This window comes from Isoalcanivorax indicus, from assembly GCF_003259185.1.
GTDB classification, from domain to species: domain Bacteria; phylum Pseudomonadota; class Gammaproteobacteria; order Pseudomonadales; family Alcanivoracaceae; genus Isoalcanivorax; species Isoalcanivorax indicus.
The window spans coordinates 2,572,392-2,585,562 of the sequence record NZ_QGMP01000001.1; the positions used below are offsets into that span (position 1 = coordinate 2,572,392).

General features: G+C 63.1%; 9 protein-coding genes. 8 read left to right on the forward strand and 1 reads right to left on the reverse strand.

Features of this window, described 5'->3' with window-relative positions; translation table 11 throughout:
- Positions 1 to 55 precede the first annotated feature (55 nt).
- The 3 genes from DKW65_RS11615 (at position 56) to DKW65_RS11625 (ending at position 4,950) form a co-directional block, all read left to right on the forward strand.
- On the forward strand, positions 56 to 607 hold the full coding sequence (locus DKW65_RS11615) for a thioredoxin family protein (RefSeq protein WP_111657399.1): 552 nt from the start codon (positions 56 to 58) through the stop codon (positions 605 to 607).
- A gap of 111 nt (positions 608 to 718) precedes the next feature.
- Entirely contained in the window at positions 719 to 1,810 is a 1,092-nt protein-coding gene (locus tag DKW65_RS11620) for an efflux RND transporter periplasmic adaptor subunit (RefSeq protein WP_111657400.1), read from the forward strand.
- The gene (locus tag DKW65_RS11625; protein WP_111657401.1) at positions 1,807 to 4,950 is read left to right on the forward strand and encodes an efflux RND transporter permease subunit; all 3,144 of its coding nucleotides are present in this window, start codon (positions 1,807 to 1,809) and stop codon (positions 4,948 to 4,950) included. The genes DKW65_RS11620 and DKW65_RS11625 overlap by 4 nt, the downstream gene beginning before the upstream one ends.
- 22 nt (positions 4,951 to 4,972) lie before the next feature.
- Here the strand turns inward: DKW65_RS11625 and DKW65_RS11630 are convergent, their stop codons facing one another.
- Positions 4,973 to 7,618: a polysaccharide deacetylase family protein gene (locus DKW65_RS11630; RefSeq protein ID WP_111657402.1), complete on the reverse strand. Its 2,646-nt coding sequence runs from the start codon at positions 7,616 to 7,618 to the stop codon at positions 4,973 to 4,975.
- A 158-nt stretch (positions 7,619 to 7,776) separates the two neighbouring features.
- On the opposite strand from DKW65_RS11630, the gene DKW65_RS11635 reads away from it, so the two are divergent.
- From DKW65_RS11635 to ppa, 5 genes are all read left to right on the forward strand, one after another.
- The gene (locus tag DKW65_RS11635; RefSeq protein ID WP_162925828.1) at positions 7,777 to 9,813 is read left to right on the forward strand and encodes a marine proteobacterial sortase target protein; all 2,037 of its coding nucleotides are present in this window, start codon (positions 7,777 to 7,779) and stop codon (positions 9,811 to 9,813) included.
- On the forward strand, positions 9,803 to 10,363 hold the full coding sequence (locus DKW65_RS11640) for a class GN sortase (RefSeq protein WP_111657404.1): 561 nt from the start codon (positions 9,803 to 9,805) through the stop codon (positions 10,361 to 10,363). Before DKW65_RS11635 ends, DKW65_RS11640 begins: the two co-directional genes overlap by 11 nt.
- 72 nt (positions 10,364 to 10,435) lie before the next feature.
- Positions 10,436 to 11,134: a two-component system response regulator CreB gene (gene creB / locus DKW65_RS11645; protein WP_111657405.1), complete on the forward strand. Its 699-nt coding sequence runs from the start codon at positions 10,436 to 10,438 to the stop codon at positions 11,132 to 11,134.
- Complete coding sequence (gene creC / locus DKW65_RS11650; RefSeq protein WP_111657406.1) at positions 11,131 to 12,579, forward strand: two-component system sensor histidine kinase CreC; 1,449 nt, start codon at positions 11,131 to 11,133, stop codon at positions 12,577 to 12,579. Before creB ends, creC begins: the two co-directional genes overlap by 4 nt.
- 57 nt (positions 12,580 to 12,636) lie before the next feature.
- Positions 12,637 to 13,170, forward strand: coding sequence for an inorganic diphosphatase (ppa, locus tag DKW65_RS11655; protein ID WP_111657407.1), 534 nt, complete (start codon positions 12,637 to 12,639; stop codon positions 13,168 to 13,170).
- Position 13,171 lies beyond the last annotated feature (1 nt).

Consider the following 13,171-nt stretch of genomic DNA (forward strand, 5'->3'; position numbering starts at 1 on the left):
CGGTCTGCTACACTCGAAGCATCAGTATAGAGGTTAATCCAACGGGAGAGATTGCATGGCATTGACGCCCTCCACCATGGTCGAACTGGGCCGCCCGCTACCCGCCTTCCGCCTGCCCGACGCGCGCGGCACCCTGTTCGACTCCGCCGACCTGGCCGATGCGCCAGTGCTGGTCGCCTTCATCTGCAACCATTGCCCTTACGTCAAACACATCGCCACGGTCTTTTCGGCCCTGGCGCGCGAGCTCACCGAGCAGGGGTTGGCCGTGGTGGCCATCAACAGCAATGACTGGGACAAGCACCCCGACGACGCCCCGGAAAAGATGCGCGCAGAAATCCTGGCACGCGATTATGTGTTCCCGTATCTGGCCGATGCCGAACAGGATGTCGCCCGCGCCTTCGATGCGGCCTGCACCCCGGATTTCTTTCTCTACGACAAGGGGCACCGGCTGGTCTGGCGTGGCCAGTTCGATGACAGCCGCCCGGGCAACGAGATACCGGTAACCGGCAAGGATCTGCGCGATGCGGCCAGGGCCGTGCTCGCCGGGCGCGCGCCGGAGGGCGAGCAGCAGCCCTCTATCGGCTGCAATATCAAATGGCGCGTCTGAATCGTGCAAATACCGTGGAACCCGCGCCTTGCCGTGCCACTCACAGGAGCATGCTGAAACTGTAACGCGTTATCATTACGCTCCCTCCCCATCCTCTTTTCGGAGACAGGCATGAAGAAGCAAGCGGGTATCGCCACACTGGTGCTGCTGTGCGGCGGCATTGGCGCATATCTGCTCAGCCCGGCGGGTCGTGAAGAGGCCCCGGCAGGCGCCCGGCCGCATACGCCGGTGAACGTGGCAGAGCCGCGCGTCGGCCAGGTTCGCGATCGCGTCAGTGCGGTGGCAACGACAGCCGCCCGGGACGCGATCGACATCACCAGCGAAGTGGACGGGCGCGTGTTGCGGCTGCATTTCCGGGAAGGTCAGCGGGTCGAGGCCGGGCAACCGCTGGTCGAACTGGATGACCGCCAGGCACGCGCCGACCTGCGCGCGGCCGAAGCGCAGTTGCGCGACGCCAGAGCCAAATCAGATCGCGCCACCCGATTACCCAGCCAGAGCATTTCCCGCGCAGATGTGGAAGAGCTGCAAGCCGCCAGAGAGGTCGCCGAGGCGCGACTGCTGTCAGCCCGCACCGTGCTCGACAACCACACCATTATCGCGCCGTTTGAAGGGGCCCTGGGCCTGCGCTATATCAGCCAGGGCGCCTTCGTCCGCGCTGGCGACCGGATCACTACTCTGGACAGCATTTCTCCCATCGAAGTGGTGTTTTCAGTGCCCGAGCGTTACCTGGCCGAGCTGGAAGCCGGCCAGAGCGTCACCGCGCTCAACGATGCCTTTCCGGGGCACGAGTTCAATGGCACCGTCACCGAACTGGGCACACGGGTGGACCCGATCAGCCGCTCACTGCAGGTCAAGGCGGCACTGGATAACGAGGAGGGCCGTCTGCGCCCGGGGCAGTTCATGTCGGTGGTGCTGACCTTCCGCGAGCGCGACGCCCTGCTGGTGCCCGAGGAAGCGCTGATGAGCCAGGGCTCCGAGCAGTATGTGTTTGTCGTGGTCGAGGACAACGAAGTCGAACGCCGCAGCCTGCGCCTTGGGCAGCGTCTGGTTGGCGAAGCGGAAGTGCTGGAAGGTCTGGCCGAAGGTGAGCGTGTTGTGATTACCGGGCAGACGCGCCTGAGCGCCGGTGACCGGGTTAACGTGCTGGACGACCCGGATGCCCGCGTCTCGGTACGCGCCAGCCAGCAGGGCCACCGCCAATGATCCTGTCGGATACCTCGATTAAACGGCCCGTCTTCGCGACGGTCCTCAGCCTGCTGATTGTTGTCTTCGGTATCGCCGCTGCCCTGCAGCTGCCGATCAGGGAATACCCGGACATCGATCCCCCCGAGGTCTCCATTGCCACCAGTTACGAGGGCGCGGCCCCCGAGGTCATCGATTCACAGATTACCCAGCTGATCGAGGGCGCCATCAGCTCTGTCGACGGCATCCGCTCCATGGAGTCCCGCAGCCGCATCGGCTCAAGTCGCACCACGGTGGAATTCGAGCCCGACCGCGACGTGGACAATGCCGCCAACGATATCCGTGACGCCATCGCCAACATCCTCGACCGGCTGCCGGATGAAGCCGACCCGCCGATTGTGGCCAAGGCGAACGCGGACGCCCGCCCCATGATGTGGGTCACCATGGCCAGCGACCGCATGAGCCCGGACCAGTTGACCGATTATGCAGAGCGCAATCTGGTTGACCGCCTGTCGGTGCTGTCAGGCGTTGCGGAGGTCATGATCGGCGGCCAGCGCCGCTTTGCCATGCGTGTCTGGCTGGACCCGGATCGCATGGCCAGCCGTCAGGTCACCGTGCCGGACATCGAAAATGCGCTGCGGGCCAACAACATCGAACTGCCAGCCGGTCGCGTGGAATCCACCAGCCGCGAGCTGTCAGTGCGCGCGGACAACCGCCTTCAGGACCCGGCCGATTTTGCCCGCATCACCATCCGCCGCGAAGGGGATTACCCGATTCGCATCGGCGACGTCGCCCGGGTCGAGCGTGGCGTGGAAGATGATCGCAGCCGCCTCTCCACCAACGGCCAGCAAGCCATTGGCCTGGGCATCATCCGTCAGTCGCAATCCAATGTGGTGGCGATTTCGGATCTGGTGCAAGCCGAACTGGACGCCATTCGCGAAAACCTGCCCGCCGGTATCTCACTGGCGGTGAACTACGATGAATCCATCTTCATTCGTGCCTCGATCCGCGAGGTCCTGATTACCCTGGCGATTGCGATGTCACTGGTGATTCTGGTGATTTTCGTCTTCCTGCGTTCCGTCCGCGCCACCCTGATCCCGGCCGTGACCATCCCGGTATCCGTGATCGGCGCCTTCATCGCCCTGGGCATGTTCGACTTCTCGATCAACGTCTTGACACTGCTGGCGCTGATTCTGGCCATCGGCCTGGTGGTGGATGATGCCATCGTCATGCTGGAGAACATCCAGCGGCGCATCGACGACGGCGAGCCTCCGCTGGTGGCCGCCTATCGCGGCGCCCGGCAGGTCGCCTTTGCCGTGGTCGCCACCACCCTGACGCTGGTGGCGGTGTTCGTGCCGCTGTCGTTCATGGGCGGCAACATCGGGCGGCTGTTTACCGAATTCGGTTTTACTCTGGCCGCTGCCGTGATCGTGTCCAGCTTTGTCGCCCTGACCCTGGCACCGATGCTGTGCTCCAAATGGCTGCATCCGGCCAAGGATGACGAGGGCAAGCATTCGGCGCTGTGGGAATGGACCGAACGGGGCTTCGAGAAACTCAACAGCAGTTACCGCACCCTGCTCCTGAAAGCGCTGGGCGCACCGCTGATCGTGCTTGCCGTGGGGATGACCGGTATTTTCATGGCCGTCGCCATTTTCCCGCAGTTGCCGCAGGAACTGGCGCCGATCGAGGATCGCGGCGTGTTTATTGTGCCCAGCCGCGCACCGGAAGGCGCCAGCATTGATTACACCGACCACCATACGCGCAAGCTGCAAGACATCCTGCAACCCCTGGTGGACAACGGCGAGGCCCAGCGCGTGCTGTCCATCGTCGGCTTCCGCGGCGAAGTCGAGCGCGGCTTCACCATTGTCCGCCTCAAGCCCTGGGGTGAGCGGGACCGTTCCCAGCAGCAGATTGTCGCGGAAATCATGCCGCAACTGCCGCAGGTACCCGGCCTGCGTTCCTTTGCAGTGAACCCGCCCGGCCTCGGCCAGAGCGGCTTCAACGAAGCCCTGCAATTTGTGATTGGCGGCCCGGACTATGAGTCTGTGGAGGAATGGGCACGCATCATGCTGGCGCGCGCCGAAGCCAACCCCAACCTGTTGCGTCCCGACATCAACTATGAAGTCACGCAGCCGCAACTGGGGGTCGACATGAACCGCGATCGCGCCGCTGACCTGTCGATCAACGCCAGCGATGTCGGCACGACCCTGCAATCCATGGTCGCCTCACGGGTGGTGACCCGTTATCAGGATCGCGGCCGGGAATATGACGTGGTGGTCCAGGCCGAGGAAGGCAAACGCGCCACACCCGGCAACCTGCACAACTATTTCCTGCGCACCGGCGCCGGGGATCTGGTACCCCTGAGCGCCGTTGCCGAGTTGCGCGAGTTCGGTGCCGCCCCGGAGCTGCGCCGCGTGGACCGCCTGCCTGCGATTACCCTGAGCGCCACATTGGGTGAAGGCTATGACATGGGGGCGGCTCTGGCCTACCTGAACGCTGAAGCCCGCGAGCACCTGCCAGGCGATGCACGTATCAGCTACCGCGGCGTCAGCCGGGAGTTCGTGGAAACCTCATCGGCCATCTATATCACCTTCGGCCTCGCCTTCCTGATCGTGTTCCTGGTGCTCGCGGCCCAGTTCGAGAGCTGGATACATCCGATGATCATCATGCTGTCGGTGCCGCTGGCGATCACCGGCGCCCTGCTGGCGCTGTACTTCTCCGGTATTTCGCTGAATATCTACAGCCAGATCGGGATGATCATGCTGTTGGGGCTGATGGCCAAGAACGGCATTCTGATCGTCGAGTTCGCCAACCAGATGCGCGATCAGGGCCTTGCTGTGCGCGAGGCCATCATCGAAGGCGCCACCCTGCGCTTCCGGCCGGTGCTGATGACCACCATCTCCACCATCTTCGGCGCCATCCCGCTGGTGCTGGCCACCGGCGCTGGCGCCGAAAGCCGTGCCGCCATCGGCACCGTAATCCTTGGCGGACTGCTGTTTGCCACCGTGCTGACACTGTTCATCATTCCGGTGCTGTACAACCTGCTGGCCCGATTTGCCGGGTCCGTCAACAAGGTCAGCCTGCAGCTGGAAGCGCAGACAGCGCACCACGAAGCCCGTGCCGGTGGGGGTGCAGCAGGGGTCAATCGCAAGGCGCCCTGAACGGCGCCCTGCAGACATCGACTCAGCTTTCCTGGTCCGCCAGCGCCTCTATGGTCTTGCGCAGCTCGTCAGCCTTGTCATAGGACGGATACAGGTGCAGGTAGCGCTCATAGTAGGGAATCGCTTCCCGATAGCGCCCGAGCTTGACCATGACATCGCCCAGATTCAGATACAGAGGAATCCGTCGGGGGGACAATTCCACCGTGCGGAAGTACCACACCAGCGCTTCTTCATACTCGCCGAGGTTGTACAGCACATAGCCGTAATTGTTGACGATAGTGGGATTGAACGGATTCAGCCGCACCGCCTCTTCCCATTCACGGCGCGCCTCCTCCAGCCGTCCTTCCTGAAAGAACTCCAGGGCCGAGGCGTTGTAACGTCGCGCTTCGCGAATGCGATCCGCATCTGCGGCGGCATCCGTCGGTGCGACGGCCAGCGCATCCGGGTCCCGCTCCAGCGCCACCTGCAGATCAAGTCGGCGCCGCATGTCAGATTGCGTATCGCGGCGCAGCGCCTGCATCTGTTGTTCGACCTGCTCGGCTTCCCGCGACAGGGCCTGGCTCACTTCGGCCACTGCATGGGCTTCCAGGCGAAAAACAAAATCTCCGCCCTGGCTGCCCACCAGATTACCGAACACCGGGGTCTGGCTGGCATAGCTCGACACCACCGGCGCCAGGTACGTCCCCAGTTCCGAGGCGGTGACATAGCCGTTGTCGTCGGTATCGGCCAACCCCATCAGCCCCTGCAACAACGTCCAGGTAAAGATCGAATGGCCACCGGGCCCGCCGTCAGCCACTTCTTCATCAGCGCCACCGGCCGTAAGTATCTGCCGCGCACGGCGCTGGGTAATCCGCTCCAGATACCCCTGACTCTGGCCTGTCGTCACCCCCGCCCGCGTCAGCGCCAGGCCGCTGTAACAACTGTCCATAACGAAAAACACATGCTTGGCTGGAATCGACGCTGAAAAATCATCCAGTTCGCTCATGCTGATGCCACGAATCTGGTAGCGCTGCAGGTCGGCATCTGCCGGAATGATATAGCCCAGCGAGCCGCCATCCGGCATGGACCGGGTTGTGCCATGTCCGGCGAAAAAAACGAACACCCGGTCGTTTTCACCAACCCGTTCCGGGTCCGACAAGTGATACCCCAGCGCTTCGATAATACGCTCCCGGGTCGCCTCAGCATCGTACAACCGAATGATATTCTGCTCAGGAAAGCCGAGCTTGGCGGCCAGCATGTCACCGACCGCACGTGCGTCGTTGACGGCATACTGCAAGCGCGGCCAGTGCTGATAATCGTTGATGCCGATGACCACCGCCCAGCTGTTGGCGTAAAGACGCTCATCGCGCACCGGCAACGTCAGGGCACCACCGGTGACTTCGTTGAACGGTTGGCCATCAAGAGCCACCACACGATAACCACGCTGGGCCAACGCCGTGAGAATGGTCGGTAACGCCTCAACGGTCTGGCGATGTATGTCATGAAACAGCAGGATGCCACTACCACGCTGATCAAGGGCCCTCAGCGTGCGGTCAGCGATGGATTCCGGGATCGGATCCGCCCAGTCCATCGAGTCGATGTTCCACATGATGGAGGCCATGCCCTTGCGGGCGGCCAACGCGTCGAGATCCTTGTCCTTGACGCCGTAGGGCGGCCGGAACAGTGTGTTTTCCTCACCACCGATCGCCGAGATCAGCTGATTGGTCTTGCTCAACTCCCGTGCCCGCTCGTCCTCTGACAGGCGCGAAAACGCACGATGGCTGAAGCTGTGATTGGCCAGCACGTGCCCGTCTTCAACGATACGGCGCGCCGTGGCAGACGCATTCCCCAGAGTCACGACTCCCTCATCACTGACGCTGCCCAGCTTCTGGCCAAGGGTAAAAAAGTAGGCCGTGGCATCATATTCAGCGAGGATATCCAGAACGCGATTGGTACGCAGGGCATGCGGACCATCATCAAAGCTGAGCACCACTGTTTTTTCCGGCAACCCACCCCCCCATATGACCTGGGGAGCGCCCTGCACCGGAGCGGGGGAAGCCTCCTGGTCTGCCGCCATGGCTTCCAGTCGTTGCACCATCACCTCATCAGGCACTGATGCCAGCAGTTCCGGGAACGGATACCGGACGCTGATGGCGGCAATGTAGTGGTCCCAGCTTTCCCGCGCCCCTTCACCGCGCGTTATCAACTGGCTCATGGCACGGGTGTACTCTTCCCGATAGCTGCCAAGCACGGCGGCAATGCGCTCGTGCAGCTGTCGCACCGGGGCCAGCCGGGGGCCATCGCCCACACGGAACTGCTCCAGCGCCAGTAACTCGTCCACCAGCCCGCCCAGTGCCAGCAAATCACCGTCACGCAGATCATCGCGGCTGGCAATATGGTCCAGCAACGCCAGTGTCTGGGCGGTCAATCGACTTGACGGCGTCAGGACAGCATCGCGCTGCGCGCGACCGAGACTGGCCTCGACCAGCTCATGCTGGCGGGAATAATGAAAGCGTGCCACCGCCACAGCGCGCGTCTGTTGCGCCGGCTCCCATGACCCGCGCGCCGCACCATCGGCCAGAATAATCATCTTGCGATAGGCCGAGATGATGTCATCAAACGGCTCGGCAGCCGCCACCACCGGCACCCCGACCAGCAGGCACACGAGGGCTGTCACCCAACGGAACATGGTCAATCCCCCAAGACAATCCTGTCGTTCCCCAGCAGGAAGGATAACGGCTGCTTCCCCGGGAAGGAACCGCCCTCACAGAACGCCCACATGGCGCACATGCTGCCCCCATGCGCACACCGCAGACTGCACCTTCAACCACTTACCGGGAGACGCCCATGATACGGCTTGCTCATATCACCCTGTGGCTGCTGGTCGCCTCACTGGCGCATGCCGACAGCCGCACACGCTGGCTCAACGAAGCCGAAACCGGCCAGCTACTGTTCCATGACGCCGAAAACGGGCGCTATCAGAGCGCGCTGCTGCAACAGAGTGATGTGCTCGTCCAGGTCAGCGGGCCGGTAGCCCACGTCACCCTGACACAGCATTTTCATAATCAGGGCCGGGAATTCGGTGAAGCACTCTATGTCTTTCCGCTGCCTGAGAGTGCGGCCATTCATCACATGGAAATTCAGGTGGGCGAGCGCCGTATCACAGGCGAAATAAAGGAACGTGCCGAGGCGCGCGCCCGCTACCAGCAAGCACGCGCCGAGGGCCGCCATGCCGGCCTCACCGAACAGCTACGCCCCAACCTGTTCACCACCAGCGTTGCCAACATTGCCGGCGGCGAAACCGTCAGCGTGACACTCCGCTACTCGCAGGTCCTGACACGAGATGGCGCCAGCTTCAGCCTGCGTCTGCCGCTGACCGTGACGCCCCGCTACCAGCCATTGATGCGCACACACCCGCTGGATGACGTGACCGGACACAATGATCACCATGGCCATCCGGTGACACTGCCTCTGGATATACACGAGATGGCAGACGCCACGGCACGGATGTCCGCCCGCGCCCAACAGGCCACCATCGCCGTTCATGTGGATGCCGGATTGCCCATCAGCAATCTGCACAGCTCAAGTCATGACGTTCGCCAGACCTTCGACGGCAACGGCTACCTGGTGGCCCTTGAACAGGAACAGACCCCCATGGATCGTGACTTCCTGCTCTCCTGGACACTGGAAGCGGGCGCCCGGAGCGAAGCCGCCCTGTTCACGGAAACCGTGAACGACGCCCATTACGGTCTGCTGATGCTGATGCCGCCCGCCCCTGCAACTCTGGAGCGCTTGCCACGCGAACAATTGCTGATCGTCGATACGTCCGGCTCCATGCACGGCCAGCGCATGCAACAGGCGCGGGAAAGCCTGGAGTACGCGCTCGCGCGCCTGACCCCGGGTGACCGGTTCAACGTACTCGAGTTCAACCATGTTCACCGCAGTCTCTTTCCTGAGCCGATGCCGGTCACTGCCGAGAACCTTGCCCTGGCCCGAGGCTTCATCAACGGCCTGCGTGCTGGCGGCGGCACGGAAATGCTGCCGGTACTGCGCACCGCCCTGAACATGCCGACCTCTGCCGAACACCTGCGGCAAATTCTGTTCATCACCGACGGTGCCGTCTCGAATGAACATGCCGTGCTGGCGCTGGTGCGCCAGCGCATCGGTGAGGCACGTTTCTTCAGTGTCGGTATTGGCGCCGCGCCGAACAGTTTCCTGATGCGCGAGCTGGCCTCTGCCGGGCGCGGCACCTATACCTATATCCACAACACCTCGGAAGTGCGTGCCCGGATGAACCGTCTGCTGGACAAGGTCGCACACCCGGTCATTCGCGATATCACGCTGACACTCCCGGAAGGCATCGAGTGGTCGCTGGCCGCCGACGAGATACCCGACCTGTATCTGGGCGAACCGGTCATGCTCAGCTTGCGCATGGACAAACTGCCGTCGTCTCTGACTGTTCGCGGCCAAACGCCTGAACCCTGGGCACGCGTGGTGACACGCACCCCGATACCCCATGCCGGCATCGGCAGTCTCTGGGCACGGGAACGGCTGCGCACACTGATGGCGCAGCAAGGCCCTGGCCAGATCGACAGCCGCCTGCGTGACGACATTGTGGATGTCGCTCTGACACACCGTCTGGTCAGTCGGTACACCAGCTTTGTTGCCGTCGATGACACCCCGGTGCGCGATCCCGATACGCCGCTGGAGAGCGGCCATATTTCGGCCCGCCTGCCCGTGGACATGGCCACCGCCGATCACACCCATGTTCCGTATCCGGCAACGTCACTAGGGTTGAAATCGCGACGGAACCTGGCCCTGGCCCTGCTGCTGCTCGGTGTGCTACTGCACCTGACCACCCGGAAACAGGCTCATGCGCGCTAACCGGCTGCTGGCTATCGGCCTGCTGATCTGCGCTGCGCTGCTGCTGGGCCAGAACGGCTGGCTGCATGCCAAGGCCTGGCTGGCCGGGCAACTGATCGAGGCCGCCTGGGCCAGAACACTGCAAGGCGATGACGCCGTGCGCCCCTGGCCGTGGGCAGACACCTGGCCAGTCGCCCGCCTGACGCTGCCCGGCGGCCGCCACCACATCGTGCTGCACGATGCCTCGGGCCAGAGCCTGGCTTTCGGCCCCGGGCTGCTCCCCGGCAGCACCCCGGCGGGCACACCCGGCACGCTGGCCATCGCCGGCCATCAGGACACCGTCTTCCGGGCACTGGAAAACATATCCATGGATGATCTGCTGCATATTCAGCGCCGCAGCGGCGACATGCTGGCCTACCGGGTGACCCGTATCGACATCGTGGACAGCCGCACACAGATGGCCGTGCTCTCCCCGGCGAGCGACACCCTGATGCTGGTCACCTGCTATCCTTTCGGGGCACCGGCGGGCACACCGTGGCGTTACGTGATTCATGCCCAACGGGATATTTGAAGTATGCTGTCAAACCTGAATCCCTTCAGCACAGGCGCTCCCCCTACCCACCCAGGCAAGGACGCAACAGGCATGCCCGAAACAATACTGCTGGTTGAAGACGAAACTGCCATCGCCGATACCCTGGTCTACGCCCTGGAAAGCGAGGGCTTCACCGTAGTGTGGCGACGACTGGCAGGCGAAGGCCTGAACTATCTGGCCTCTGCTCACGCCGATCTGGTCATTCTGGATGTGGGCCTGCCCGACGAGAACGGCTTTGATGTCTGCCGCCGCCTGCGCCAGCAATGGTCCATGCCGGTGATTTTCCTCACTGCGCGCAAGGAGGAAGTGGATCGTATCGTCGGCCTGGAGATCGGTGCCGATGACTATGTCACCAAGCCATTCAGCCCCCGCGAGGTGGCCGCGCGCGTACGTGCGGTGCTGCGCCGCACGTTGCACCAGGCTGTCTCACCTGCAGAAAGCGGTAAGCCGCACACGGCGTTCGCTCTGGACGACGATGGCAAACGCATCGCTTTTCGAGGTCGATGGCTGGACCTGACGCGCTACGAATACCAGGTACTGCGCGTACTGGCCGAGCGCCCCGGCCGCGTATTCAGCCGCGCCCAGTTGATGGACCAGGCCTGGGAAGACCCGGCACAGAGTTTTGATCGCGCCGTCGACACCCATATCAAGACGCTGCGCGCCAAGTTGCGGCAGATCGACCCGGACTGCAACCCCATCCGGACCCATAGAGGCCTGGGTTACAGCGTCGCCAGCGAGCCCTCCGCATGACACTGAGCCTGCGCATATTCATCGGATATTTTCTGCTGGTCGGGCTGGGCATGATGGTCTTCCTGTACAGCACCTACGATCAGCTTCACCCTGTGTTGCGCCAGGCCAGCGAGGAAACCCTGGTCGACACCGCCAACCTGCTGGCCGAGTTCGCACCAGCGGCCCTGGCCGAAGACGACCCGGCCAGCAGCGCCTTCGCCTCCACCATCGAACGCTATACACAGCGGCCCCTCAATGCGCGCATCTGGTTGCGGGAGAAAACCACCCCCGGTATCGATGTCTACCTGACCGATGCGCAAGGCCGGGTGGTATTTCATACGCGCCCGGAAGAAACCGGGGCCGACTACGGACGCTGGCGCGACGTCAGCCTGACGCTGGCAGGTGAGTACGGCGCGCGCACCACCCGCCTCGACCCCGACGACGAACTCACCAGCGTCATGTACGTTGCCGCCCCGGTCCGGCGTGACGGCGAGATCATCGGCGTACTCACCGTGGCCCAGCCGAATCTGAACATCCAGCCCTTCCTTGACTATGCACGACGGCAGATCCTGCAGCTGGGCAGCGGCATCCTGTTGGTGTCGCTTTTGCTTGGCGGGGTCATCTCGGTGTGGCTGACCCGCTCGATACGCCAGCTGGTGCAATACGTGGAGCGCGCTGGCCGCGGCGACAAGGTACAACCCCCCATTCTGCGCGAAACGTCCCTGGCGCGGCTGGCCGCCTCCACCGAGCGCATGCGGCGAGAGATCGAGGGTAAAGCCTACGTAGAGCGCTATGTCGAGAATCTGGCGCATGAAATGAAATCACCGCTGTCAGCCATTCGCGGCGCTGTGGAGATTCTCCAGGAACCCGATACCGGCGCAAGAAACCGGGAGCGCTTCCTGGATAACATTGATCTGGAGTCACGGCGCATGCAGCGCCTGATCGATCGCCTGCTGTCACTGGCAGCACTGGAGAACCGGCATACCCTGAATGCGGTGGAAACCGTGGATATGGCCACATTGGTCCGCGATGAGATCACACGACGGGCGCCCCATACCGAAGCCCGACAGATTCAGGTACTGGTCTCCACCAGCGGCTCCCCCCGGCTTGAGGGCGAGCGCTTCCTGCTCGCCCAAGCCGTCAGCAACCTGCTCGACAACGCCCTGGACTTCTGCCCGCCCGGGGGCACCGTCATGCTTCACCTGGCCCGGCGTGGGGATGAGCTGGTCCTGAGCCTGCACAATGACGGCGACCCGATCCCCGACTATGCCCGCCCCCGGGTATTCGAGCGCTTCTACTCCCTGAGCCGCCCGGACAGCGACCGCCGCAGTACGGGCCTGGGTCTGAGCTTCGTCCGCGAGATCGCCGAGCTGCATCAGGGCCGGATAGCGCTGGACAATGCCGTCGGCGGCGGGGTGATTGCTGTCCTGACGCTACCGGCACTAGCGGAAGGTCGGGTGCAGTAACGGCGCGGGGTTGCTATAATCCCGCGCCATCCGCAACTGCATCGGACTCGACCCATCATGGATTTTGCAAAAGTGCCTGCTGGCAAGGACATTCCCAACGATATCAACGTCGTCATCGAAATTCCGGCCAATGCCTCCCCGATCAAGTACGAGATCGACAAGGACAGCAACGCCATCGTGGTAGATCGCTTCATGGCAACGCCGATGTTCTACCCGGCCAACTACGGCTATATCCCCAACACCCTGTCCGAGGACGGTGACCCGCTGGACGTACTGGTGGTGACCCCCTACCCGGTGGTGCCCGGTGCCGTGATCCGCTGCCGCCCGGTGGGTGTGCTCAACATGAGCGACGAATCCGGCCAGGACGCCAAGCTGATTGCTGTGCCCCACGACAAGCTGACCAGCCTCTACAAGGACGTGCAGGAATACACCGACCTGCCGACCCTGCTGATCCAGCAGATCGAGCACTTCTTCGAGAACTACAAGGATCTGGAAGCAGGCAAATGGGTGAAGGTAGACGGCTGGGACAATGCCGAGGCCGCCCGCAAGGAAGTCATCAAATCCGTCGACGCCTACAAGAACGACCAGTAAG